This is a genomic window from Methyloglobulus morosus KoM1 (genome assembly GCF_000496735.2).
GTDB classification, from domain to species: Bacteria; Pseudomonadota; Gammaproteobacteria; order Methylococcales; family Methylomonadaceae; genus Methyloglobulus; species Methyloglobulus morosus.
In genome coordinates this window covers 15,287-40,395 of the sequence record NZ_AYLO01000034.1, presented here as the reverse complement: position 1 = coordinate 40,395, position 25,109 = coordinate 15,287, and the positions used below count along the sequence as shown (strand labels likewise).

Genomic DNA, 25,109 nt, shown 5'->3' with positions numbered 1-25,109 from the left:
AGCAGTAAACTAAGAGCTAATAACCATTTTCTATGTAAACTGACAAATCGGTATTTACCCCTTTTGTTATTAAATTTATTCGTCATTCACGATTCAAAAGCGAAAAGACAGCATCATGGTGAATAGGCTCCAATCGGAAGTGCCGCCCCCATTCATAAGATCCGGATTATCTTTATCGTTAAGCCAAGCCGTTCCGTTAATGTAGTGATAGTCTGCGGCGAGCAAAAAATTGCGGGCAAATTTCCAACGTGCACCGACGGTCAAGTCCCTGGCATAAAAACGATGGCTAGGTAGCCCGGTAAGTTGCGAAAGTGCCTTGCCATCCCGATCATCGCGGTCTAAATGAAAAACATCATAACGCAACACGCCTGAAATATCCGACGTAATCCGGTACTCGCCCTGCACGTAAAAGTTCTCGGATGGATTTTTTGTCAAAGTCGGCAGAGTATTACTGCGTTGGCTGTCAATCCAGCCGTATTCGGCGGTCAACGACCAGCGCTCTGCGTTGTACTGGCCGGAAAACAAGGGATACATCACTTTGATGTTGCCCGAAGGCGTGGTAGGCGACGAAGAATGAAAATCCCGATCCAGGTCTACGACGGAGAACATTAGCCGTCCGCGTCCGCCCATCCATTCGTAAAGGGCGCGCCCAATAAACATGGGACGCCCCCCCAATTCGCCTTGTGCATTAGGTATATTCGTCAAGAACGCAGGGCCTCCGCCCGTGTTGTCCTGCGGTTGGGCGACCATGAATTCCAAGTTGAGGCGGTGCTCGCCGTAGGTATAACGACCGTACAATAAGCCGCCATCAGCCGAAATCATCGCCTGTCGCAAGGCCAGGGTGTCGAAATAAATGGACTGCGGCAATAGCACGGTCGGGCGTGTCCAAAGCACGTCGCGGGTATCGTTGTACAGGCCGAACGGTACCTTTACCCGACCGCCGCGGACACCCAACACCAAGGCAGAGTCGAACAGGGGAGCGCTATAATCGACCTGGGCAAAATCCAGCCGCGTACCCAGCGTATCCGATCCACCGGTATCGCGATATATTCCTTGTGCTGAAACCAATAGATTGGGCAGCAGCTTGGCGGAAGCATTGACGCCCATTTCACGAAAATCCAGACTGCCATCCCGGCTGGTCCCGAAAACTTGGTTATGATCCGTATAGGTAAAGCCTTGGCCCAAAAAACCATGCATTTGCCAGTCGCCGTTATGCCATTCCAGCGCCGAGGCATTAAACGGCAGCAACAAGGTTAATGCGGCGAACATTATCCTGGGGGCTGTATTGCTTAGGTTAAATAACCTATTTACTGGATTCATCGATAATCCCCTTATTCGCCCATATAGCCAATACTGCCTGGCGTTCCTTTGATGCGCATCTGCATTTCCTCTGGTGTTTCAACGGTTGTAGGCGCCACGCCGGTACCTGAATAAACAATGCGATCCCAAGCGGAGCGCAATTGAAATGGATAGACCCCCAATATTTCTTTCGCAAACCGGACGTGCAGCGGATGGTTGTCGGGCAAGACGAACACATGGATAGGCGAGCCGTCAGGCCAAGAGCCCAGGCGCATAAAGAAAATTTCGCGCACTGTCTCCAATGAATAATGTTTTGCTTGTCCGTTTGAATCCACTAGTACGGGTTTCAAACCGCCTGCCTGGAGCGTCGTGTTGGGTAATAAAATGAAGACGGAAAGCAGTAATGCTCTCTGTAACCGGAAGAGGGTGGGCACGAATAATTGCAGCGTCCTGTCGACAAGACAGGCCATAACAGGGAAATGGGTAAAGCAAAAGCCGTTAGGTTGTCGCATGAAAGTTCCGCGATAATTATAGATGACCTTGGTCAATCTCAATAAACATCTTCGTAATCTACCCATCGATGGGAGTAATTGAAATTAACAGGCCACGTTCACAGCATCCGGCATTCCACGAAGCAGTGAAAGCTGTCTAGCCAAGATAGCCGAAACCAAACCCATACTGCACAAACGGAGATACCTCGTTGAAACAATCAGGGATGGATAGCCATACTTCTAAAGAGTCATTATAGAACAATCTCGAAATTATGCAGGAAGTCGAGAAATATAGTCAACCCGATGACCACCTTATTGATTCGGCCTTGAGAAGTATTAAGTTTCCGTTCGTCTTGAGATTCTATGGTTTTTGTCAACCGGTCAATCCAAGGCAAGCGACTTTTTGAGCATTAAACAGTATCCCCGGTTGTTGCCAAAGCGAAAATGCGATGCGCAACAGCTTTCTGGCAATAATCACCAAGGCTTGGGTGGTGGAAAACTTACCGGATTTCAGTTGGGCATAGTAAGGCTTCCAGGCCACTGTCCTGGCGGCGGCTTGGGCACAGTTGTACAGCAAGCGCCGCAATTCTGCGGAACCGCGCTTGGATAAGCGCCTGCGCCCTGATTTTTGGCCGGAATCACATGCCCTGGGGTCAAGACCCACAAACGCCACCGCCGCATCGCTGTTGGCCAAATCCACTCGTTTAAACAAGGTCACTAACTGGGTGGAGGTTTGCCTGCCGATGCCCGGGACGGTTTCCAGTCGGCGCGCCTCTTTAGCCAAGCCCTCCTGGCTATTGAGCAGCGTATCCAGTTGTTGGTCAATCTGCGCTATTAACGTGTCCAATGCTGCCAAGGTCTGGTCAAGCACCGTGGCCAGGATGCCGATCTGGCGTAAGGCTTTGTGTAAGGCTTGGCGGTGCCCGACCACGCTGCCCCGGCGTCGCTGCAACAAGGCCAACTGCCGATGCACGGCGGCGGCAGGCTGGTAAGGCCGCAATTGGGCATGTTCGGCCAGAATCAAACGCTGTATCATCCCGGCATCCACCCGGTCGGTCTTGCTCCGCCGGCCTAGGCCTAGCATGTAGTGCCTCGTGTCACGGGGATTCAGTACATACACCACCATGCCCGCCAAAACCGCCCGATCCGCGACTAATTCGTGGTAATGGCTGGTCGCCTCGACACCGATATGGCTGCCCGCAGGCAAGCCCATTAACCACGCTTCAATCGCCGCCTGGGTATTGGTGATCGTCGTTAAGCCTTGAGGGCTGCTGATTACTAGTTCCCGGCTCGCCACATCAATCCCGACAAACATTTCACTTGCCATAAGCCCTCCGATGGAAAACAATGAAGAGAAGTCGGGGTGGCGCGCCTTACGGGTAAGCTTGTGCACAAATCGGCGGTTGGCCGCTAGATTCTTCATCGACCCTGCAAGACGTGATGGGGATGTGTTCTCAGTGAGGTCTGTCAAAGCAGATACCTGTCGATGTCCCTCCATCCCGACCCCTAAAGTCTCCCCGATTCTCTTGAGTATTACCATACAAGCCTGTCGAAAGGCGGTGTGTGCTGCGACAAGCTCAGCACGAACGGTTCAGACATTAAAAGGCCGAATCTATAGTAGGAACATTGGTTACAAAGACATGGAAGTTAACACCGCTTCGCATAATGCATATTATGTTAAATAATATTGTGCTCGTAATATGGTTACACGGCCTACCGCAGTTGTCGCACCTTCAGCGACTTCTGGAAAGCCTACGCCAGCGTGTTTTCCGAAGGCTGCACCGGAGCGTCGGCAAGGAGACCGGCGAGACCGCCCACATGGAGCGCTGGAACAATACCCTGCGCCAGCGGGTCGGCCGCATGGTGCGGAAAACGCTTTCGTTTTCCAAGGACGCAACGTGGCATGACGGCGTGATCCATTGGTTTAATGTTTAGCCACTACCAGAAAACCTAGCCCTTCGCCGCGTATGTGGCGGCAATAAGAAAAATTTTATCTATCTTAAAATCACTATCGCTTTTCAATTACGCTTAGTCTATCAGACTGGATGCCCAAGAGGAGATCGCCTTTCAATAAACCAACCAGTTCTTTTCCCGCCATGGAATACCGCCAGCCGTGCAGTAAGGGGCAGCCTTCCTCTTCACTAAACAGTAACGCTTCGAGGTCTTTCCGAGTCGCCAATATGGTCGGATTCAGCGAATTTTCTTCGGCCCGTATACGGACTAATGCCGTCAAAATATCCAATATGGCTTCATGTTGTTGATTTTTTTTTATGGCCTTGTCTTTTTCCTTAAGGGGTTGTGGTTCGTTGCTTTTGGCAATGGCGATTAATTCGCACAGTTTTCGGCCATAACGATGAACGGTTCTTTCATTTATGTTACGAATATTAGCTAAATCAGCCATGGTTTCCGGCTGCAACTTGGCCATATCGAAGATTAGTTCGTCACGCAACAACCAGGTTTTTGGGCGATTTTCGGCTTGGGCTGTTTTTTCCCGCCATTCCGTCAAGGCTTGGACGACGGACAGCTGCTTACTCGTCAGCTTATTTTTACCCCTGAGTTTAAGCCACGCTTTTTCCGGTATCACTTGGTAATTATTGGGGTTTTCTAGCTCTATAAAATCGTTTTTTAACCAGCCTGCCCTGCCTAACGTCTCCAATTTTTTCAGCATAATTTGGTAGATTTGGCACAAATAAATCACATCATCAGCTGCATACTGTATCTCCGCTTCAGTTAATGGGCGTTTGCTCCAGTCGGCGCGCGTATGGGCCTTGTTGAGATTGATATTCAAGAGACTGGATACCAACATGGCGTAACCCGGGTTGTCTTGGTAACCAAGCAGCGGCGCAGCAACTTGGGTATCGAAGATGGGGCCAGGCACCTTGCTTGTCATTTGGAAAAAAATCTCTAAATCCTGATGGCAAGAATGGAAGACTTTGACGATATTAGGATTATAGATGGCATCAAAAAGGTCGCTTAAATCAGGCAAAGCAATCGGGTCCACACAGGCTACCCAATCGGGTGTTGCTATTTGCAAGAGGCAGAACTTGGGGTAATAGGTCTTCTCCCTTAAGAATTCGGTATCCAACGCCAACCAGGATGCCTTTTGGATGTGTTCACAAAGCCCACGTAATTGGTCGGCAGTGTTGATGTATTGAATGGTTGTCATTTAATCCTTAAGCACGCAATTAATGCGCTTTGCTCTATTTATGATCCGCAGCAAACACCGCCGGTTTCTTTATGACGAAGATTCTGGTTATTGGCCGGCTTCCTTAGCGGATAGCGAACCGGCAAAGCGATCACGTCGATATTTGCGGCTGCCATGTTTTTTGTTACGCGATTTAACGCGGCGAATATCCAGTTTCTGCCCGTTTATTTCGACTAGTTTTAGATGATGAAAAATTTCCTGCGGCATTTCATCGGGTAGGTCGATCAAGGTAAAGCTATCCAGAATACGGACATTGGTAATGTTTTTGATGTCAACACCGGATTCTTCGACCAATACTTTTTTAATTTCATCCTGAGTTACGCTGTGCTGATTTCCAAGATCAAGACGATACCGTACTGACCTGATACTTGGCTGGCATGACTGTTGAATTTTTTGCCTTTCATGTTGGGCTTGCCCTGGCTTGTCTGTAATTGCGATACCCGAGTTCAGCTTGCCCAGACTATTTTGATTGAGGTATAGGAGGGCTGCCGCACAATCCAGCACTGTGACCCCTAATTCTGCGGCCATTACATTTAGCAGTCGACGTTCGTTAACGAGATTCTGCTGGGCAAGGATTTTATGCATGGCATCCTTCAGCAGCTTGTCTTTTTCGTCATGCGAAATTAATAGAATTGTTGAATCGTTATTGTTCATCCTCATTCTGTTATACAAGATGATCGACCATCAGGCAAATCAAATCAGAGCCTATCTTGAAAGATTTCGACATAAGACTCGTCACGCAACCTGCGCAACCAAAGTTCGGTTTCTTCTTCAATTTTTCGTTTACGGATAATGTCCTTAATCTGGTTTTTCTTGAAATCGCTGGTGTTGTCTTTATTTTCCCGTTCCAAAACCTGGATTATGTGCCATCCGAATTGGGTCTGCACTGGATCGCTGACCTCTTTGATCGCAAGCTTATCCATCGCGGCCTGAAACGGTTTGACCAAGTCGTCAGGCCCCACCCAATCCAAAGAACCGCCTTTTAATGCTGAACCTTTGTCATCGGAATGCGCACGGGCTAACGTGGCAAAGTCATCGCCGTCAGCAATCCGCTGCTTTAGGGCAAATAGCCGTTTTTGGGCTTCGGCATCGTCCACCAACTCATTGGTCTTGATTAAGATATGCCTTACCTTGGATTTAGTGATCATTTGCGTGCCTACCCCTTTCATTTCCAGCATTTTAATGATGTGAAAACCGCTGGGGCTACGGATAGGATCGGAGATGTCGCCTGCCTTCATTTTGTTGATCACGTCAACAAACAGGCTAGGCACGTCATTTTTGCTGCGCCACCCTAAATCGCCGCCTTTCAACGCGTTGTCATCGTCGGAAACGCTCATTGCGGCTTTAGTGAAATCCTGGCCTGAACGCAAATCGCTCACCAATTGCTCGGCTTTGTTGATGGCTTTTTTTATGACTTCAGCCGAGGCTCCCTCTTTAACCGCAATCAGGATATGCCCCAGATGGTATTGCCCCATCCCGTCACCGGCTTTGTCTTCAGTTTCTATAAAATGCTCAACCTCCCTGTCGGTAACCTTGATTCTCTCGCCTATTTCCTTGCCCCTAAGTTGGTTGATGACAATTTCATTCCGCATGTTTTCCAAAAAGGCCTGGTAGGACATGCCCTGACGCTGTAATTCATCCTTGAATTGCTCGAGTGTCATGTTATTCCGCTGGGCAATTTCGGTCGCCGAATTAGTGAGCATTTCCTCACTCATATTGATTCCCGCTTTCTCAGCCAGGTGCCGTTGCAGTCTTTCGATAATCATTTTTTCCAGCACTTGTTTTTTTATGACGTAATCGGGTGGCATTGGCGTGTTACTGCTTTGCAATTTTTGGACAATCGCCACCACTTCATTTTGGAACTCATGCTCCAGAATCACATCATCTTCGACGACGGCAACAATTCTTTCCAGCGGCTCTGGATGCGCAGCATGGCTGAACGCCAGCAGGCTGCACAATACGGCAGGATAAATGACCAGTTTGTTTAGCATTTTAAGAGACATCAATAACCTTTCTTACGGTAACCATAGATAGTTTTTGCGAAGAAGTTGCCCAAGTCTAACCCCGTGCCCGTCAGTCCTTTAAATTCAATTTGAAAAAAAATGCCGGTTTGGCTATTGTACTGTGGGTTTGCGAGATTGTTTGCATTACCAACTGTGGCGAGCAGATTATTCACATAACGCCTGCCAATGATCCTAAACCGCCAACAACAGGTTTCTTTTTCAAGGCCGACAAAAGCATCTTGGGATTGATTAAACAGCCACGAATATTGCCAGCGTGCAACTCCAAACCAATTATCATAAATGGGCCAGCGCATGGATATATCACTCGTAATAATATCGTTACTACGAATGGTTAAAAAGCTATCCCTGTAGATTTTGAAACGATCCCTTTCTTCTTTAGTGAACGTATTATCCGCCAATGCGAGATCCAGCGAATCTCTAAGCAAGGTGTTTTTCCGATAGGTAAAGCCAAGGTTGATAAGTTCACCTGGATTGTTCTCGAAGTGAATTGCGGCGTTACCCCGGACAAACTCATTGCTATGCGGATCCCACTGTGTACCCAATTGAACGCCAACATGCTTGTTTATTTGGCTACTCAGTTCTGCCACCAAAGGCGAAGTGCTACTGGTTTGCACCGGATTAAACAAAAAGTCCGTTCCAGCACGGACAATTTTGCCTGTAACCTCACGATTTTGAAAATAGAAGATTTGACCAAGATTTAATTTCAACTTTTCCAATCCGGTTTTTGAATCGATCAAGCGCGTCGTTAAGGCGGCGGTAATTTGGTTGGCGTCCTGTATTCTGTCGGTACCGCTGTAGCGGTTTTCCCTGAATAGGCTGTCGTAGTTAAAATCGTATAAGGAGGTATCGAAAATAGGGATATTGTCTTGATTGACTTTTGGGATATACAAGTAGAACAACCTGGGCTCCAAGGTATGCAGCATCGAATTCCCGAACAGATCGACATCTTTTTCGAGGAATAAACCACCGTCTACCGATGCAATGGGTAAGGTTCTGCTGATGTTTGAATCTTTGAATTCAGAATGCTCTTTATTTAATACATACTGGGTATATTGCACGGAAAATTTTGGCGTCAAATAGACGCTGGCGGTCTTTAACGGAAAGCTGACGTAAGGCTTGACATTAAACCGGAACGCGTCGGGCAACTCACTGTCATCATGCTGGAAATACACATACTCATTTTGTATGCCTACATCTGTCATCAATGATTTAAATGAATGATCAAGGTTCAAATTAAGCTGTGGCAGTCGACGGTAGGGCGTTAACCTTCCCCCCAAGATAGGGTCAATGGTTTGGTAGTTTTCCACAATGCCTGTAAGAGAAATGCCTTTATCGACATACGAGGCATCCGCAAAACTTCTAATGTTACTGAAAACCGGAAAACTCAGCGCATTCCCCAACTGGGAATAATACTCTTTATCTGAGACGATGTTCAAATCAAGGTTAGATCTGATATTGGGGGTAAACTGGGCATTGTTTTTAATGGTTGCCAAGTACCTGGGCTTCTGAGAAATCGCGTCATCTGGCATATATTCGGCACTGATTCGGCCACTTGATTTTTTAGCCAAGTAACGGAAATCGCCCGCCAGCAACCCGCCCCTTGTAGAATAATACCGTGGCCGTATCACCGCATCATAGTCGGGGGCTATATTCCAGTAAAATGGGGCTGAAAAATGAAAGCCAGCTTTTTGGGTATTACCAAAACTCGGCGCTAGAAATCCACTTTTTCTTCTACTATCCATTGGGAAAGTGAGATAGGGTGAATAAAAAATCGGCAATCCTTTAAATTCAATCCAGGCATTTTTAGCTGACCCAGTATTGGTTTCTTTGTTCAACTTCAAATCTCCTGCATGGACGACCCAGTCCTGATTGCCCGGTTCGCAGGAGGTGTAAGCGGCATCTTTATAACGTGACAAGGTTTTGCTGTCACGGTAAACCGCACTCGCCTTACCCCGTATGGGTGTCTCTGGCGATATAAACAGGGTGTCCCGCATCCGCGCTTCGTCACTGGCCAGCTTGAGTGTCGCCGTTTCGGTAAACAGCGACACATCGTCTTCGCTATAAAAAACATTACCGTGCAAATCCAACGCTTCTGAAACCGAATCATAATTTGCCGAATTGGATGAAGCCCGTTGATCCGCACGCTGCATCTCGACCCTGCCTTGATAATTACCAATTTCATTGTCGTAAATTTCAGCGGCATTGGAATTCATGTCGACATTTGCCTTTGCCCGCAGTTTTTTATCGGAAATATAATACTTTTTGCTGCCCAACTGGATGGTGCAATTACCCCAAGGATTGTGTTTAAAACGATCGCGCAAGGTGTTGAAAATGTGTTCCTGTTTATTGTTAAAAGCAGGATCGAGCAAATGGAACCCTCGATCTTCGGTTTCAACCACACGGGCTTCACCCCTGGGGTCCGCTCCCACCAACTGACAATTCCAATTGCCATCTTTGCCTTTGGTGTCGCAGTTCCAACCGTGTGCACGCGGATTTCCGCCCTCGTCCAATACCGCCACCTCTTTAGTGGTAACTGAGTTAGGCTTTTGGCTGGCCGGTAACACGGGTGGTGGTGCTTCTGAAACGTCTGGAGGATTCAAAGGGCGTATCGCAATGGGATTGGCACGCTGCGCATCGGGGTTCTCTGCAGCCTCTTCTTTTAATACAGAATCCACAGGCTTATCGTCCAATTTTGGCTGGGTCAATTGATCGTTTTTCAAAGCTTCAACCGCCCTGGGTTCGGCATTTTTAGGCGGCGCGACCGGTATCGGTACGTTTGGGGCAGGTTTAGCTAAGTTTCCTTGTTCGACAGTGTCGGGCTTACCCTGTGTATTAGGCATTGATTTTGCTGCACTGCCAGCCGAACCGACACAAACCCATTCTTTGGTGTTTTTGTCCTGTTGGCAATTCCAATTTGCTTCATTGGCGAAACTTATCGATGCAAAGAATAATAATAAATAAACCAGATACAATCGGGCGAGCATGGGCAGTGGAAGGATTAGTAGCTTAACGAATCAAAAATCGAATAGAATGCCAGCGCGAATTCTACCTCAATTTGAACCAGCGTTATAACTAATCTGACCGCTTCAAGACATGACAAGTAACGACTTACGTAAAATATCGATGCTGGATTGGCTGAAAAATGACTTGAGGTTGCCTGTTGAACGCTGCGAACCCGCCTCCAGCGACGCCAGTTTTCGACGTTATTTCAGGATCACTTTGCCCGACCAACAATTGGTCGTGATGGATGCGCCGCCGGACAGGGAAAATATCAAACAATTCATAAAAGTAGCAGAATTATTTAAGCTTTCCGATGTGCAGATTCCGGTTATTTACCATCAAAACCTAGATGACGGTTTCCTGGTGTTGGAGGATTTTGGCTCACAGTCTTTTCTCGATAAAGTCAACGCAGACAATGCAAATGGACTCTATGGCAATGCATTGGCCAGCTTACTGAAGCTTCAAGTCAATACTGGCCATGATAAAGCCGCCCTGCCCCGCTACGACGAAGCCTTGTTACAAAGGGAACTCGGCATTTTTGAAGACTGGTTTATCGAACAAGCATTAGGCTTAAAAATGCCTACAACAATCTGGGATAACGTACGCTGCATTTTGGTCGAGTCCGCCCTTGAGCAGCCCGTCACCTGCGTTCACCGTGATTACCATTGCCGTAATCTTATGGTTTTGGGTGACAACTCAATGGGTATCATTGATTTTCAGGATGCGGTCATTGGCCCTGTCACCTACGATTTAGTGTCTTTGCTTCGTGATTGCTATATCGCTTGGCCGCAAAATCAAGTTGCCCTCTGGGCGTCACAATATTATCAAATGCTCAAACAAGCGGGGGTTATTGCCTGTGAGCTGCCCCAATTTACGCGCTGGTTTGATTTAATGGGGATGCAACGCCATTTGAAGGCCATCGGTATTTTTTCCAGGCTCAATCTGCGGGACGGCAAATCCGGCTATCTTAAAGACATACCCCGAACCTTGAATTATGTCATGGCTCAAGCCCAGGCCTACCCAGAACTGGACGGCTTCCATAACTTTTTACAGCAACACGTTTTGCCAAACTTCCCCGAAGCATTATGAAAGCCATGATACTGGCCGCTGGTCGCGGCGAACGGATGCGGCCTTTAACCGACAGCACCCCCAAACCCTTGCTCCCCGTCGCTGGCAAGCCGTTGATTTTACATACCATCAGCCAACTCGTGTCGGCAGGATTTACCGAAATAGTGATCAACCATGCCCGTTTTGGCCAGCAAATAGAAGATAAACTGGATGACGGAAAAGCCTTCGGTGCGAATATTGCGTATTCCCCAGAAGGCGACGAACCATTGGAAACCGCTGGCGGCATCATCAACGCCCTGCCCTTATTAGGCAACGACCCGTTTCTCGTCGTCAACGGCGATATTGCGACGGATTTTCCGTTTGCGGAATTGAAAAAAGCCAGCCTGGACTTAATCCATTTAGTCATGGTTGATAATCCCACTCATCATGCAAAAGGGGATTTTGGTTTGCGTAGTTCAGGTCAACTCACAGATAACGATGCTCAACGATATACTTTTAGTGGGATTGGAGTATATCATCCCGACCTTTTCATCAATACCCTGCCAGGTAAACGTAAATTATTACCTTTACTGCTTGAAGCCATTGCCGCAAAGAAAGCGACAGGGCAACATTACTCAGGATTTTGGATGGATATTGGCACACCCGAAAGATTGGATGAGTTAGACCGGCATTTACGGGAAGCTTAACCGATTAGTCGATTTGGCGGATTACGCCGTGCTAAACACTTTACTTTCCTAAAAGTTCGGGCTTGAGTGTGGAACCGTAGTGCCGATAAATTTGGAGCACAAACCTTGATTTGCACTCCAAACCATATCCGTTTTGATACCCTTGGACACGGCATAACCCGCCCTTACTTACTAAAAGCAATAAATTTGCGATACGGCGAATCCTTCTGCCAAGTCAAGCCTTCCATGTAGTAGTGCATTAACGCTAAATAACCCAGAAAACCTAGCGTAACCACCTTATAAAACTCCGTACCCAATAAATACTGAGTTATTAAATTCGCAAGGTAATCGCCGTAAGCCTGCAACAAAAAAGCCAGCGAAAACGACAGGCAAGGCAACACCAAAAATAGGTGGATGCCGCACCGGCCTGCATATCGGTAAATAATATTCTGCGGGTTATGTTGATGCTTATTGTAATCATGCGTCACATAAAAAACATACGCGGTCGCATCATGCACAAAGCGCGGCACCAGGATCGCCATGAAATAATGCTGCTGGAGAAATAAATAAAAACTGGCCAACACCAAAAACACATTAGACCAATAAAACCATAGCCCAAACGACGTAACAACAAAATGCTGACAAACAAATGCGGCAGACACCAGCAGCAAACACCCCAGGGCAGCAATGTGTTTAATCCAATATACTTGCTCTGCCGTCAGGCTGCTCCTCAAAAAAATACTGAGATAAATTGCAACACCCGCCGCCACACTGAGCGCTAACAGCAGCTTAAACGCCGACTCAGGCAATTGGCAAACACCCCGCGCTATGCCATACTGCTGCTTAAGCACATGGTAAACCGTCCAGGCTGCCACAAAAACATACAGCAGCCGATACGGCAACAACATATTGCCCAAAACATAGCCGATCACAATGGCAACTGTCATCAAGGCAATATGCTTACGGTAATGCACCAGATAATCCTTGTTGCTTACCAACAAGATATTGCTGGCGATAATGTGGGGCGTACCAAACAAAATTTGGAACAACACAAAATGATAAGGGCTGCTGGGAAGGTTGTTCCGCAGATAATCCTGCCAAAGCCAATGGTCGAGGCATTGCAAGATCAAACACACGGGGATAATGCCATAAAGGCCTAACAACAGGCGAAACGAGACCGCCTGTTTTTGATCACATAAAGAATCGTGAATGGAAACGGACGACGCGGACATGGAACTTTTCTCTGCTTCTGGTTATAGTATGATTGGCTATAAATTTAATCAAAGGCGGCAAATTTTAAGTGCCTTTTTAAGCTTTTTCAAGTGAAAAATTAATGACATTTCACCTGCATCCGCAACTGGAAAAAGATTGCATCCCCCTTGGGAAATTAGGGCTATCCCGCGTGCTGCTCATGAACGACAGCCAATTCCCCTGGTTCATCCTGGTGCCAGAAATAGAAGGCATTACCGAGATTTACCAACTCAGCAAACAGCAACGCAGCGTATTGATCGAAGAATCCAGTGGGCTCGCCGAACGGCTAAATGTGCTTTACAAAGCAGACAAAATCAACATTGCCGCGATTGGCAACCTCGTGCAGCAACTCCATATTCATCATGTGGTTCGTTATCGTTCCGACAAAGCCTGGCCTTCCCCAGTGTGGGGCAAGTTTACGGCAACCCCTTATGCGGAGCAGGAATTGGCAGATGCGATAACCTTTGTCACCAGTGAGCTTGGCTTAGTTAAGGGTTAAATAAGGCAGTGCATGAAATATCACCCAGGGTGGGCTGGGTTGAGAAATGAAACCCAGCAATACTGGATTGTCTGGGTTTACCAATCAAAACTACGCGCTCAGTTAGGGTAAGAGGGGGCTTATCGGAACTATACGATAAGCCCGTAGGCAGCATTGCCGCTAAGCCACAACCCCATCTACAGGCCGTCAACTCCGCCGTGATAGTTTTTTTCATGGGGTTGAGGAATGGGAGAAAATCCATCAAATAGGGTCAATTCTTGGGTTTTCCTTATTTTTTCCTTACCGTACACATCGATCACCTCTACAGTTATATTGCTGTCTTGCGCCGATGCCATAAAATCATCAATCGTTTCCAGGATGTCGTGGTCAATAAACTGCGCCTTATGGGCATCTATGGTAACTTTGCTATTCTCATTCTCTTCAACGAGTAAAATAAATTTCCTAAGCAGCGCCTTATTCAGAAAGGAAACGTCCTTATTCAGCGTTATTTGGTAATGATTATTTGTCCTCGTCATAGAAATTGCCGCGTTATAATTCGCGCGAATCACGAAAAACAAGCCGATTGCCATGCCAATTGCCATGCCTTTCAGCAAATCCGTTGCCAAAATGGCGCCGACAGTGATGACGAATGGCAACAACTGGCTCATCCCTTTACGGTAAAACTCCATGAACATGGAAGGTTTTGCCAGCTTATAGCCCGTATATAACAGGATTGCCGCCAAACAAGCCAAAGGGATGGCGTTAAGATAGCGTGCAAAAAACAAGATGCTGATTAGCAAACAAACACCATGGACAAAACAAGACAAGCTAGTTTTGCCGCCCGCATTAATGTTGGCCGAGCTACGCACAATAACCGCCGTCATAGGCAACCCACCCAACAGCCCGCTGATGATATTGCCCATGCCTTGCGCCTTAAGCTCACGGTTGGTTGGTGTCAAGCGTTTTAAGGGATCAAGCTTATCGGTGGCTTCCAGGCTTAACAAGGTTTCCAAGCTGGCGATTATGGCTATCGTGACAGCCACAACATACACTTGCGGATTATTTAAATAACTGAAATCTGGGAACACCAGGTGATTCAAAAAATCGCCGGGATGTTCCGATACGGGAAGGTTAACAAGATGTTCCGGCTTGACTTGCCAGTCTGGCGCGAACTGGACGGCAAACTGGTTGAAGCAAACGCCCCACACGACTGTAACCAAAGGGCCGGGGATCAGGTTCAACAGCGCTTGCCGTTTGAACCAAGGCAATTCCCACACGATCAAGATCAACAAACCGACTGCACTGATTACTACCGCCCCAGGCGAGATAGCCTGTAAGGAATCAAACAGTTCAAAAAAGCTCGATTCCGCCGTTTCCTTCATATAACTTTCGTCACCCTCGAAACTGGCATCATAACCGACCGCATGGGGTACCTGTTTTATAATGAGGATCAAGCCGATAGCCGCCAACATACCCTTAATGACGGCGGAAGGGAAAAAGGAACCTATAATCCCTGCCTTCAAAAAACCCAACGCCAGTTGCATCATGCCCGCCAGGACACAGGCGAGCAAAAAAGCCTGAAAATCACCCAAAGTTTGCAACGCATTGAAAACAATAACGGTAAGGCCGGCAGCGGGGCCGCTCACACTCAGTTGTGAACCGCTTAGCCAAGCCACCACCAAACCACCCACCAAACCCGCAATCAGGCCAGAAAACAAAGGTACGCCCGATGCTAGCGCAATTCCCAAACAAAGTGGCAATGCGACCAGGAACACGACTATCCCGGCAGGTATATCCTCTTTGACATGACGAAAGTAGTAACGTGCTTGGTGTATCATGTTTAGCTCCAATTATGATCAGTGTACGCAATAGACTAGGCATCAACATTATAGTGGCAACCGATGTGCTCCTGCCCATTTCCGTTAGTGGACACAAAAACTACAGCACGAGTTCCTAAAACATCGTCAGCCTGGTTAAATGAACCGCTTTCTGAGCAAAATCAATAAGCAAGACCATCAGTCACAAGGTTGGGCAACGCTTTTTTGCCCACGCGGGACAAATCCGTGACGTAAACGGTGGGCAAAAAAGCGTTGCCCACCCTTTGACCTATCAACAGCCTACTTGCCCAACAACGCGGCTTGCAAAAGCCGTTGGTTCTCTGCGTCGAAAGTTTGTAAAAAATTAATTTTCCGGTGTGAACCATGCGCAACGGGCACGCCGTCCCGATAAACCAACCGATTGCCAGATAAGGATGCTATCCGTTCGCCGGGCGTGATAAGCCCGCTTAGATTTAGCGGATCGGCAGTGCTAAGCACGGTCAATTCGGCGGTTTTTTCTTGCTTTCGGATCGCATTGAGTGCATTGACGGCTTCGGGCAAGGCGAACTGTTCGCCAGAAAAACCTTCCACAAAACGACCGCCGCGCAGTTCGCCACGGGCTTCAAGCCGCCGATAAATATAGATCAGTTCCCGCCAACTTGGGATGCTTTCTTCCCGCTCCAGAACTTTGCGAAACACCACACCATAACGCAGCAGTAAGTTTCGGGCGATATGCTCGACGTGTTCATAACTGTCGGTAGGCTTCAATCGGGGTGGACGCAATAAAGACCATCTGCCTGCACTGGCCATCGGGTCATGGCTGGGATAGCGTTTGCTGCGCCGATGCAGGATAGTTTGCGGCATCACTAAGGTCCGTAGGCCATGAAAACTGTCGGAAGTAATCAAACCCGCCGCCGCCAACTCTCCCAACGCTTCTTCAAGTTGCGTTTTTAGCAGGCCCGTCTCACGGACAATTTCCTGAAAGAAGCTGGCCCCCCATTCCTTTAACACGCCAAACACTTTCTGGGCGTTGCCTGTTAAGTGCATTGTCTCCGCAACAGGTAACGGTATCATCTGCCGCCAGAAATCGATATTCGTGCGAGCAATCAGCGCAATGGGGGTGGATTTCCTAGCCGATTTGGGCGAATTTTCGCCAGTCGATTTCAATCGTAACCAGACAAACCGCCCTGCCGTGCATAATTGGTCGAGTTCTGAGGCGAAATAAGGTTTAACCCGTTTGGCCAGTATTTCCGGCTCCCAACTGGCTGCCGCTATATGGCAGCCTTCTAGCTGCTGCAATACCTTTGACAATCCGGATTCTCCGCTTACCGGATCGTGCAAGCCATGCCACTTGAACAAAAACCGCATAAAGTCTGCCGGTGCAACGGGTTCTATTTCACTGCGTAATTGTTTTTGGGTATAGCGATGTATCCGTGCCAATAAACCCCGCTCACACCATTCAGTCGCCTGTGTGCCGGGTGTGAATTGTCCTTGCAACACAATGCCTTGTTGTTCCAAAGCCAGTAAGGTTTGCTCGATTTTTGAAATGGCCATCCCTAACGGCTGGGCAAGTTCCACAACGGTGATAGGGCCAAGGTATTCCATGCGGCTGTGGACCAGCCCCCGCAAGCTGTCTTCTAGGGATAAAGCCCTATCGACGGTTACTGCGGCGATATCCGGCGACAAACTTATATCGGGAAAAAGTATAAGGCATTCGTGTAACCGCTCGGCGGACACCCAAAGACGCTGTCCGTTGGCTAATGTCAGGACGGTTGCCCGATGCGTAGATTGCAGGATGCCAAGCAGGCTTGTCGCATTTTGGGCTAGGGTATTTGGCGGCTTGGGTAACGGGCCATGTTGGCCTTCCTGTTCCGTCATAAAGCCGAGAACCACTAAGGCATCGTGCAATTCATCTGCATTATTGAATTCCGGCCAAGCTTCGAGCCGGACGCGATCAATGGCTTCTGGGTTTAATCGCCCGATCTCTGCGGCATCCTGCGGACTGTTGAGGCGACGTTGCTGTATCGCCAAGGTACGCCGTTCCTCTGCTGGCGCATCATCGAGAAAAGCATAAGCCTTGGCATTGATAATTTCCTGGGCCATTGGCGACGGGCCGGTCAAATCACGAGTAATGATCTGGATGCTACCGTTCTCAATGCCCGTCAGCACCTGCTTTAAACCGTCAATATCCATTAGTTCATGCAGGCAGTCCCAGAGCGTTTGGTTGACTAACGGATGATCGGGTATTTCACGGTCACCCGCGATATTTTCAATACAAGCCAACTGATCCGGGAATATGACAGCGACCAGGTCTTCGGCGTCGTTCCGTTGAAATATTGCCGGAATTTTTTTGCCTGCCCTGTTTCGCGGTACAGCCAAGGCGGTATTCGCCACCCAACGCCAGCGCGTCGGAAACATCGGCGCATCCAGCAGCGCTTGCGTCAAGACAGTTTGGACGGTTTCGGCCTTAAGGTAACCGGATGGCTCGTTCAGTGGAAAGCTATGCGTAGGGCCTAACGATAGGACGATATTATTCTCATCAGCGGCGGCCTGTAGCTCGAAATTAAAGCGTCGGCAAAACCGCTTACGTAGCGCCAATCCCCAGGCTTTGTTAATTCGTGACCCATAAACCGAATGGATAACGAAATGCATATCGGCAGTTTCATCAAAAAACCGCTCGAAAATAATGTTGTTAAATGTCGGCAGCACCGTCAGTGCCGCTTTAGCGGCAGCCAAATAGCTAAATAACTGTTCTGCTGCTGCAAGAGGTAACGCTAATTGCTGGTAAATGTATTGTCGGGCGGCATCCTCCCCACGTTCTAATAGGCGATCGATGGTTGCCGTCAATTCCGAAACCGCAGCCGATAATTCGTCGCTACGCCCCGGCGCTTCGCCAAGCCAGAACGGAATATTGGGGGGTTGTCCGTGGGCATCTTCGACATACACTTTGCCTTGTTCAATTTTGAGCATTCGGTAAGAGGTATTGCCCAACTGAAAAATATCGCCCGGCATGCTCTCAAAGGCAAAATCTTCATTTAACGTACCAATGAACAAGCCTTCTGGTTGCAAGATGACATTGTAGTCGAACTGGTCTGGGATGGCTCCGCCATTCATGATAGCGGTCAACCGTGCGCCTTTACGAGGACGCAGGACACCCTGGACGGCATCGCGGTGCAAATAGGCGCTGCGCCGCCCACGCCGCGTGTGATAGCCGTCGCTCAGCATTTTGACGACCGCTGTATATTGCCCTACCGTCAATGTGCGATAAGGCCATGCTAACGTCAAGGCTTGGAAAAGCTCGCGTTCATTCCATTCCCGGCAGGCCACTTCCGCGACGATTTGTTGCGACAGCACATCCAAGGGGTAATCAGGGATTTTGATGCTGTCAAGCTGGTCTTTGGCAATCGCATTCAACAAGGCGGCGCATTCCAGTAAATCGTTACGCGACAACGGGAATAACCGACCTTTGGGAATAGCTTCCAAGCTATGGCCGGAACGGCCGACCCGCTGCAAAAAAGCCGCAATTGAATGGGGCGAACCCAATTGGCAAACCAAATCGACATCACCAATGTCAATGCCGAGTTCTAACGATGCCGTTGCCACCAATGCCTTAAGCTGCCCTTGTTTGAGCCGGTGTTCCGCCGACAACCGATGCTCTTTGGCGAGACTGCCGTGATGCGCCGTGACCGCTGCCTCGCCCAATCGATCAGCCAAAGCGGCGGCGGCACGTTCCGCCAACCGCCGGGTATTGACGAAAATCAGGGTGGTACGGTGTTCATTGACCAGCGTTTCCAGTCGGTCGTAAATTTCTGTCCAGACTTCGTTGGCCATTATGGCTTCCAATGGCGAACTGGTGACTTCCACCAATAAATCGCGCTTTCGGATATGACCGATGTCAATTATCGTACACGGCATATCACGGTCGCCGATCAAATACTGCGCGATGGTGGTCAGCGGCTTTTGCGTGGCCGACAAGCCAATGCGTACCGGCGACTGTCCGGTTAATTGCGCAAGCCGTTCCAGCGACAACATCAAGTGGGCACCGCGTTTGTTACCCGCCAGAGCATGGATTTCATCCACGATCACGGTACGGACCGTTTTTAGCATTTCACGCCCAGATTCCGACGTCAGTAGGATGAACAATGATTCCGGCGTGGTAACCAGGATATGCGGAGGGAACCGTTTCATCGCTGCCCGTTCAATTTGACTGGTATCGCCGGTGCGCGTCTGTGCCCGAATGGCAATACCGGGCAGCGAAGCTTCGAGCAGCGCCATACCGATACCCAATAACGGTTGTTCCAGGTTTTTATTGATGTCGTTGGATAGTGCTTTTAGCGGTGAGACGTAAAGCACTTGGGTTTGATTAGGCAGGGAAGACGATAAGCCCTGCTTGACCAATTGGTCGATAACGGCCAAAAATGCCGCCAATGTCTTACCCGAACCGGTGGGTGCGGCGATCAGTGCTGATTGTCCTGCCTGGATGACGGGCCACGCCTTGTTTTGGGCTTCTGTGGGTGACTTAAAGTGGCTTAGGAACCAGTCAGCTACCACGGGGTGAAAAGCGCTTAGGACGGTAGACATGGAAATCTTTAGCCGGATAAATACTGCAACTCAACTCATCGTTACGCCTTATTGTACAGAAATAAATACTGACAGAAGCCCTTCCTTGCTCCCTAGCGAAGAAAAACGATAAGCGTGCGGGTCAAGACCTCTTGGATTAACTTTTGTCGATGCCATCCTGAATCGCTTTTCTGCTATAGGGAAGATCACGGCTTAATTTCGCGACGTACACTCAATTGCATTTGATTTGCACAGCTAATTGCATTAGACCTTAAACGATGTGGAGAGTCTTCTTGGGTGTCTTTGCTGACTGTCACGGTACTGATAACTTAGGACAAATACAACCGAATCCTCGCCAACAGCGGACACTCGCAATCTCGCGCCTGATCCAGTAGTATCGACAGGCGTTCAACAGGTGTGGTTTAAGTCTGGTAAAACTGTAAAAAAACAAGTTTTAGGCTATGATAATCCTTTGAAATATAGACAGGAAGCAAAGTGATATACACCTATTTTGATTTTTGTTAAACACCTAAATAGGTGCATACTTCACGTTTAGCCTTCTGAGTCGAGCAGGTATGGACGAGGTTCAAGATCAAAGATTACTGGACATCTGGAGCCAAAAGCGAATCCCTGTCGTTTATAAGCAGGCTCGTTCGTTCCCGGTCTTAGTCCGTCTTCCATACGCACCCAATAATCGCGACTGGCTTCGAGGAGACCAGCGTCGCAAGCCAGAGTGGAATGAAAAATTCAAATGCTGGGAAACCCCGCAAGCTTGGTTTGATTACGACATCAATCTCGCATTGCAAAAATATGGGAAGGTCTTCGTTGTTCAGTTGTATAAGGAGCAACAAAAGTGTGCGCCAGCATGTTGGAATGCAGAGGGCTTTCATTGCGAGTGCTCGTGCATGGGAGCAAATCATGGGTCTGGACATCCAGGCGGATCGTGGCATGAAATATCTGATACGTTCGCGTTTAGCTGGGGCGAGAAAAAGTATGCATGTCGCTTGGTGTCGAAAAAGACTCTTTAATAATAGGCACAACACAACGCTCCAGGCGACTCCGCTAACGCTCCGCGCCTGAGCTAAACGTTATGAGTATGTGAATGTATGAATCTTTTCTGCCACACAATCATCGATTTAATCAAAAAAAGTGCTTATTGGGCTGATAGATCTATAAGATCTGAACTCTCAATAGGGTTGATTGCCGATGAGAATGACTACACTTCAAATTTTACGGCAGAGTTTAGGCGACAAATAAATGCAAAAGCCATAAGTGGTCTTACTGCAATATCGTATAAAGTAAATGGAAGCATAGAAAGAAAAACAGGAGCTGATGCATGCATCATTCTATCGAATCATTCTGAAGCAAAAATGTGTTTGTTTGAAGCAAAACTACCAAGATTATCCACAAAAGTTAATGCTTGGGATAGCATCCAAAAATCGACAAGCCAGTCTCATTTCTCAAGTCAATTGCAACGACAAAAAAGGTATAAGTCTTGTTTTGCAATCTGGGAAATGTTTTACTGCGATAACGAATTTAAAAAGCAACCAGCACCTTTTCTAGATTTTGTTTCTTCATGTATTACTCACGATGAAGCCTTTAACTATGATGATTTGAGTCGCTCAAATAGGTATGCGGCATGGACGGATTCTGAGTTGATAGACATGCATGATAAATCAACAATTTATCAAGTCGATGATCTAATAGAGTCGGTTTGTATGTGTAACATGGGAACTCGTATCAATGTTCATAGAGTGAATGGCTTGTTGTCAGAGCTGGAAAGAACAGTAGATGTGCTATCAATTAGCTACGATGATAGCAACGAAAACTCATAACAAGTCGCTCGTTCGGACGCAAACTTCGTTACGCCTCGTTTGCTCCGCACAGCTTCAACGTTGGGTTGAAATATTCTTAAACATACGGATACTAAGTTTTCAAGGCTAATAAAATGCAATTTCGAACAGTATCCGCTTTCTTGGTATTTATTGGATCATACCTACCACTTGCAATAATCCTGGCTGTTCAGGATATTCCAAGTACGTGGTGGTCTTTACCATTCTGTAACTTTATAAATTTAGATATTGCTAATTGCTCGTTCATTCCATTTAAGAATCCAAAGCCATCGTTAATTTTTGTTTGTACTTGTACCTTGTCTGTTGTTGTTTCAAGCTTTCTTTTTAGAAAAATATCTTTTCCGTTTGTTGTCGATGTCCAAGAATTTAAAGCGATACCTAATGACATAATTAACTATACATTTCCCTACGTTGTTTCGTTTATGGGAATTAGCTATGACGAAACCGAAAAACTCTTTGGATTTGGTGTTTTCCTATTGTGGATGTTCGCCATTACCTATAAATCCGGTCAAATAATCATGAATCCACTCCTCTTGATGTTTGGCTGGAAGTTATATGAAGCAACGGTGCTGATAAATGGGGTTACAAGGCATATTCAAATATTAAAACAAGGTTCGATTACTCGAGGTTCGCTAGACGTTCAGACAATTCAAGATTTCTATGTTGCGCGAGACTAGAATGCAGGCAGAATTCGACTCATTTCGTTCATTTGATTTTCAAAATGCCAATGTTCATCTTTGGGTGTTTAAAAAAAGTTCGTCAGCCAGAAAGTACACAGCTCATTTTGTTCGGACAGATCAGCAGTTAATTGAATTATTAAAAAACCTTGTCATAAATGAGCTTAATAGAATAATTGAGTTTTCTGCGTATACATATCTTGCAGAAACAAATGAAAATAGTTGTTTAGCTGCACCTACCGATGAAACGGATTTTGATTACTTAAAAGTCCAAGTTGATCGTCCTGAACCAGAATGTGAAGTTCGAGGAATCAAAAACTTAAAAGGTGCAGAGGGCTATTTAGTAAAGTTCACAGTTAACAATGAAACTATCTATGCAGTTAAACGCTCGACCTCCACCTGGAAGACATCTTATCCAAAGAAATTCATAAACATAGTATTTCGAGATGGAGAACTTGCAGCAACAAATGACAATGCTTTTTCCATAGAAAAAAACTTTGATTTCTACTGCAAGGGAGCATTATTGTTCATTGCAAATAAACGGGGATTTGAGTCTGCACTAGAACACAGGGCCGCCTATATTCAAAATTTCGCAGACCTACAGGCTGATCCTGCATTTTGCTCTCTATTCACTGACCTTCAACCGCTAATCGGTTATGTTGGAAGTAATTCAATTCAGCTTAGGCGCATGGCAATTGTAGAACAAAAAGGAATCTACTCTAGGCCAAATTTTCTAACTACTTTAAGTCAAGTTAGCGCCAACCGGAATTGGGGAATAAACTTCGATCCACATACCAATAAAATTATTGCATGCGACCATACGGCAAAGACAATTTTGCAAGTGCTGTTGGATCATCGTTTGATGAGTGAAATCACAAGTAATGTGTACGATGTTCCTGATGCGACTCAAATTTGAAGTACTTATGCCCAACGAGGTTAAAGGAACGTTAAGACTCACCCGGTCTGATGGTCTGCTTTGGCCAATTGTGTAATTAAGTTAAACAAGCAACCCACTATTCTGAAGGTTCGAGATCGTTTCCTGCCGGACATAACTGGTGTGCATTTAAACGCAGTGGGTACGCAAAAGAAATCGCCACATGTGTGCAATTTCTGGCGCATTTTGTGTGCAAACAGATGGCAATTTTGCAGCGGCTCTACCTTGATCAAAAACGTCGGCATTTCTAACGAAAATGGGAGTTGCCGAACTACGCTGTCGGTAAACCCTGTATCTCTATCACGGGACGAATCTCAACAGTACCTTTTCGTGCCATTGGGATTCTGACTGCGATGCGAATAGCTTCGTCAAGGTCGTTTACATCAACCAAATAATATCCGCCCAGTTGTTCGCGAGTTTCGGCGAACGGGCCGTCGGTGATTAACTGCTTGCCTTCCCTTACTCGAACACGGGTCGCCAAAGCGGTAGGTTGCAATGGGCTGGCTGCCAAATATTGGCCGTTTGCCTTGAGGTCATGCGCGAGCTGGATAGATTCCTTATAGCACTCTTCCCGCTCCGTTTCAGTCAAAGCGATTTCGTCTTGGTAAATTAACAACATGTATTTCATGGCTTTCCCCTTAGTTTTCTGCCTCATAAGCGCGTTGCAAGGCAGCAATGTCGATTTTCTTCATTTGCAGCATAGCCTGCATCACCTGTCCAGCTTTTGCAGGGTCTGGGTTGCCCAATAATTCGATCAGGGCATTGGGGACAACCTGCCAGGACACGCCGAATTTGTCTTCCAACCAGGCGCATTGGCCTTCCTTGCCGCCCGCAGATAGCTTGTCCCAATAGTGATCGACTTCGGCTTGCGTTTCGCAATGCACAACGAACGAGATGGCGGGCGAAAACTTGAATATCGGGCCACCATTGAGTGCTGTGAAAGCTTGTCCGTCAAGCTCGAAACTGGCGGTCATTACCGTCCCTTTCGGCATGGGCGCGCCCTCACCATAACGATTGACACCCAATACTCTAGAATTCTTAAAAATAGAGACATAAAAATTCATCGCTTCTTCGGCTTGGTTATCAAACCATAAAAATGGGGTTATTTTTTGCATGTTTTTTCCTTTTCAAGTTTTCGGGATGCGTGGGAATCAATAAAACTCCCTGTGTCTATTTTTCTGCAATCGCCTTCAGGTTTGCCAGCCCTTCCTCAAACTTGCCGCCGATCATTTTGTCCTGATTGAAGAATAAAGTGCACATCAGTTTTGGAAGGAAGGTGCTGGTGCCGCGCATGGTTTGGGCAACAACGGTTTCGTCGCTGTTTGCCGCCAACGTAAAGTCGATTGAACTACGCCCTTCAAAGGGCTTAATGAAGTGCATGTGCAATCCGATTTTAGTATTGGGTGTGGATTCGATAATCTCCATAGTTCCCTGACCGATTTCCTTGTTACCTTCCCAGGCGTATTTTGCACCTTTACCGCTGGCTTCGCCGCTATAACTGCGTTGCATATCTGGATCGACCTTTTCCCAGGCCGACCAGGTTTGCATAAGGTGCAAGTCATTGATGAGAGGAAATATCTTATCAGACGGGGCTTTGATAATTATGTTGCGCTGGATTTGGAATTCGTTGGGCTTAGCTGCCACGAAAACCAAAACAGCGGCAACAAGAACGGCCAATGCGATAAGTAGTGTCATCATGTATTTCTCCTCAATGTTGTTGGAATAGCGGTGAAACCTATAAAAATATGGACGATATTTATTTACTTACACTTAAATAGTCGAATGGC

19 protein-coding genes and 1 pseudogene are annotated in these 25,109 nt (G+C 47.2%); 7 read left to right on the top strand and 13 right to left on the bottom strand.

The features are described from left to right. Positions 1-93 precede the first annotated feature (93 nt). The 3 genes from MGMO_RS04665 to MGMO_RS04655 all read right to left on the bottom strand — a co-directional run bounded on the left by MGMO_RS04665 (position 94) and on the right by MGMO_RS04655 (position 3,261). Complete coding sequence (locus MGMO_RS04665) at positions 94-1,320, bottom strand: hypothetical protein (protein WP_036306888.1); 1,227 nt, start codon at positions 1,318-1,320, stop codon at positions 94-96. A gap of 11 nt (positions 1,321-1,331) precedes the next feature. Beyond that, positions 1,332-1,811, bottom strand: a complete 480-nt coding sequence (locus MGMO_RS04660) for a hypothetical protein (protein WP_023493881.1) — start codon at positions 1,809-1,811, stop codon at positions 1,332-1,334. Positions 1,812-2,163: 352 nt separating this feature from the next. Continuing rightward, a complete protein-coding gene (locus tag MGMO_RS04655; RefSeq protein ID WP_161808463.1) occupies positions 2,164-3,261 on the bottom strand; it encodes a transposase in 1,098 nt (365 codons plus the stop codon). A 332-nt stretch (positions 3,262-3,593) separates the two neighbouring features. Here MGMO_RS04655 and MGMO_RS21065 point away from each other — a divergent pair. Beyond that, positions 3,594-3,725, top strand: a pseudogene (locus MGMO_RS21065) (IS1 family transposase); the annotation flags it as partial. Between the two features lie 73 nt (positions 3,726-3,798). Here MGMO_RS21065 and rnd read toward each other — a convergent pair. The 4 genes from rnd to MGMO_RS04630 all read right to left on the bottom strand — a co-directional run bounded on the left by rnd (position 3,799) and on the right by MGMO_RS04630 (position 9,859). Then, the gene (rnd, locus tag MGMO_RS04645) at positions 3,799-4,956 is read right to left on the bottom strand and encodes a ribonuclease D (protein ID WP_023493878.1); all 1,158 of its coding nucleotides are present in this window, start codon (positions 4,954-4,956) and stop codon (positions 3,799-3,801) included. Positions 4,957-5,043: 87 nt separating this feature from the next. Then, the gene (locus MGMO_RS04640; protein ID WP_023493877.1) at positions 5,044-5,649 is read right to left on the bottom strand and encodes a DbpA RNA binding domain-containing protein; all 606 of its coding nucleotides are present in this window, start codon (positions 5,647-5,649) and stop codon (positions 5,044-5,046) included. 44 nt (positions 5,650-5,693) lie between these two features. Further along, positions 5,694-6,986: a peptidylprolyl isomerase gene (locus MGMO_RS04635; RefSeq protein WP_082458283.1), complete on the bottom strand. Its 1,293-nt coding sequence runs from the start codon at positions 6,984-6,986 to the stop codon at positions 5,694-5,696. A gap of 11 nt (positions 6,987-6,997) precedes the next feature. Further along, a complete protein-coding gene (locus MGMO_RS04630) occupies positions 6,998-9,859 on the bottom strand; it encodes an LPS-assembly protein LptD (protein WP_235557229.1) in 2,862 nt (953 codons plus the stop codon). 253 nt (positions 9,860-10,112) lie between these two features. On the opposite strand from MGMO_RS04630, the gene MGMO_RS04625 reads away from it, so the two are divergent. After that, a complete protein-coding gene (locus tag MGMO_RS04625; protein WP_023493874.1) occupies positions 10,113-11,108 on the top strand; it encodes an aminoglycoside phosphotransferase family protein in 996 nt (331 codons plus the stop codon). After that, positions 11,105-11,773 carry an N-acetylmuramate alpha-1-phosphate uridylyltransferase MurU gene (gene murU / locus MGMO_RS04620; protein ID WP_023493873.1) on the top strand — a complete coding sequence of 223 codons (669 nt, stop codon included), beginning with the start codon at positions 11,105-11,107 and terminating at the stop codon, positions 11,771-11,773. Before MGMO_RS04625 ends, murU begins: the two co-directional genes overlap by 4 nt. A gap of 164 nt (positions 11,774-11,937) precedes the next feature. On the opposite strand, the gene MGMO_RS04615 is transcribed toward murU, so the two are convergent. Further along, on the bottom strand, positions 11,938-12,984 hold the full coding sequence (locus MGMO_RS04615) for a hypothetical protein (RefSeq protein ID WP_023493872.1): 1,047 nt from the start codon (positions 12,982-12,984) through the stop codon (positions 11,938-11,940). Positions 12,985-13,085: 101 nt separating this feature from the next. Between MGMO_RS04615 and MGMO_RS04610 the strand changes: the two genes are divergently transcribed. Next, a complete protein-coding gene (locus MGMO_RS04610; protein WP_023493871.1) occupies positions 13,086-13,502 on the top strand; it encodes an HIT domain-containing protein in 417 nt (138 codons plus the stop codon). A gap of 176 nt (positions 13,503-13,678) precedes the next feature. Here MGMO_RS04610 and MGMO_RS04605 read toward each other — a convergent pair whose 3' ends face one another. Both MGMO_RS04605 and MGMO_RS04600 read right to left on the bottom strand, forming a co-directional pair. Beyond that, a complete protein-coding gene (locus MGMO_RS04605) occupies positions 13,679-15,319 on the bottom strand; it encodes a SulP family inorganic anion transporter (RefSeq protein WP_023493870.1) in 1,641 nt (546 codons plus the stop codon). Positions 15,320-15,598: 279 nt separating this feature from the next. After that, on the bottom strand, positions 15,599-19,879 hold the full coding sequence (locus tag MGMO_RS04600) for a DEAD/DEAH box helicase (RefSeq protein WP_023493869.1): 4,281 nt from the start codon (positions 19,877-19,879) through the stop codon (positions 15,599-15,601). Positions 19,880-20,964: 1,085 nt separating this feature from the next. Between MGMO_RS04600 and MGMO_RS04590 the strand changes: the two genes are divergently transcribed. The 3 genes from MGMO_RS04590 to MGMO_RS04580 all read left to right on the top strand — a co-directional run bounded on the left by MGMO_RS04590 (position 20,965) and on the right by MGMO_RS04580 (position 23,304). After that, positions 20,965-21,693, top strand: coding sequence for a hypothetical protein (locus tag MGMO_RS04590; protein WP_023493867.1), 729 nt, complete (start codon positions 20,965-20,967; stop codon positions 21,691-21,693). Between the two features lie 113 nt (positions 21,694-21,806). Continuing rightward, positions 21,807-22,388, top strand: coding sequence for a hypothetical protein (locus MGMO_RS04585; RefSeq protein WP_023493866.1), 582 nt, complete (start codon positions 21,807-21,809; stop codon positions 22,386-22,388). A gap of 1 nt (position 22,389) precedes the next feature. After that, a complete protein-coding gene (locus MGMO_RS04580; protein WP_023493865.1) occupies positions 22,390-23,304 on the top strand; it encodes a DUF4868 domain-containing protein in 915 nt (304 codons plus the stop codon). A 289-nt stretch (positions 23,305-23,593) separates the two neighbouring features. Here the strand turns inward: MGMO_RS04580 and MGMO_RS04575 are convergent, their stop codons facing one another. The 3 genes from MGMO_RS04575 to MGMO_RS04565 are packed head-to-tail and all read right to left on the bottom strand — an operon-like array spanning position 23,594 to position 25,020. After that, positions 23,594-23,950, bottom strand: coding sequence for a YciI family protein (locus MGMO_RS04575; RefSeq protein ID WP_023493864.1), 357 nt, complete (start codon positions 23,948-23,950; stop codon positions 23,594-23,596). Positions 23,951-23,960: 10 nt separating this feature from the next. After that, the gene (locus MGMO_RS04570; protein ID WP_023493863.1) at positions 23,961-24,437 is read right to left on the bottom strand and encodes a VOC family protein; all 477 of its coding nucleotides are present in this window, start codon (positions 24,435-24,437) and stop codon (positions 23,961-23,963) included. A 55-nt stretch (positions 24,438-24,492) separates the two neighbouring features. Continuing rightward, positions 24,493-25,020, bottom strand: a complete 528-nt coding sequence (locus tag MGMO_RS04565) for an SRPBCC family protein (RefSeq protein ID WP_023493862.1) — start codon at positions 25,018-25,020, stop codon at positions 24,493-24,495. Positions 25,021-25,109 lie beyond the last annotated feature (89 nt).

Excerpts from the sequence above, each read along its gene's own strand:
- MGMO_RS04580 (WP_023493865.1), top strand. The coding sequence starts at position 22,390 with ATGCAGGCAGAATTCGACTCATTTCGTTCATTTGATTTTCAAAATGCC.
- MGMO_RS04605 (WP_023493870.1), bottom strand. The coding sequence starts at position 15,319 with ATGATACACCAAGCACGTTACTACTTTCGTCATGTCAAAGAGGATATA.
- MGMO_RS04665 (WP_036306888.1), bottom strand. The coding sequence starts at position 1,320 with ATGAATCCAGTAAATAGGTTATTTAACCTAAGCAATACAGCCCCCAGG.
- MGMO_RS04660 (WP_023493881.1), bottom strand. The coding sequence starts at position 1,811 with ATGCGACAACCTAACGGCTTTTGCTTTACCCATTTCCCTGTTATGGCC.
- MGMO_RS04575 (WP_023493864.1), bottom strand. The coding sequence starts at position 23,950 with ATGAAATACATGTTGTTAATTTACCAAGACGAAATCGCTTTGACTGAA.
- MGMO_RS04590 (WP_023493867.1), top strand. The coding sequence starts at position 20,965 with ATGAATCTTTTCTGCCACACAATCATCGATTTAATCAAAAAAAGTGCT.
- MGMO_RS04570 (WP_023493863.1), bottom strand. The coding sequence starts at position 24,437 with ATGCAAAAAATAACCCCATTTTTATGGTTTGATAACCAAGCCGAAGAA.
- MGMO_RS04630 (WP_235557229.1), bottom strand. The coding sequence starts at position 9,859 with ATGCCTAATACACAGGGTAAGCCCGACACTGTCGAACAAGGAAACTTA.
- rnd (WP_023493878.1), bottom strand. The coding sequence starts at position 4,956 with ATGACAACCATTCAATACATCAACACTGCCGACCAATTACGTGGGCTT.
- murU (WP_023493873.1), top strand. The coding sequence starts at position 11,105 with ATGAAAGCCATGATACTGGCCGCTGGTCGCGGCGAACGGATGCGGCCT.
- MGMO_RS04615 (WP_023493872.1), bottom strand. The coding sequence starts at position 12,984 with ATGTCCGCGTCGTCCGTTTCCATTCACGATTCTTTATGTGATCAAAAA.
- MGMO_RS04600 (WP_023493869.1), bottom strand. The coding sequence starts at position 19,879 with ATGTCTACCGTCCTAAGCGCTTTTCACCCCGTGGTAGCTGACTGGTTC.
- MGMO_RS04640 (WP_023493877.1), bottom strand. The coding sequence starts at position 5,649 with ATGAACAATAACGATTCAACAATTCTATTAATTTCGCATGACGAAAAA.
- MGMO_RS04625 (WP_023493874.1), top strand. The coding sequence starts at position 10,113 with ATGACAAGTAACGACTTACGTAAAATATCGATGCTGGATTGGCTGAAA.
- MGMO_RS04585 (WP_023493866.1), top strand. The coding sequence starts at position 21,807 with ATGCAATTTCGAACAGTATCCGCTTTCTTGGTATTTATTGGATCATAC.
- MGMO_RS04565 (WP_023493862.1), bottom strand. The coding sequence starts at position 25,020 with ATGATGACACTACTTATCGCATTGGCCGTTCTTGTTGCCGCTGTTTTG.
- MGMO_RS04610 (WP_023493871.1), top strand. The coding sequence starts at position 13,086 with ATGACATTTCACCTGCATCCGCAACTGGAAAAAGATTGCATCCCCCTT.
- MGMO_RS04635 (WP_082458283.1), bottom strand. The coding sequence starts at position 6,986 with ATGCTAAACAAACTGGTCATTTATCCTGCCGTATTGTGCAGCCTGCTG.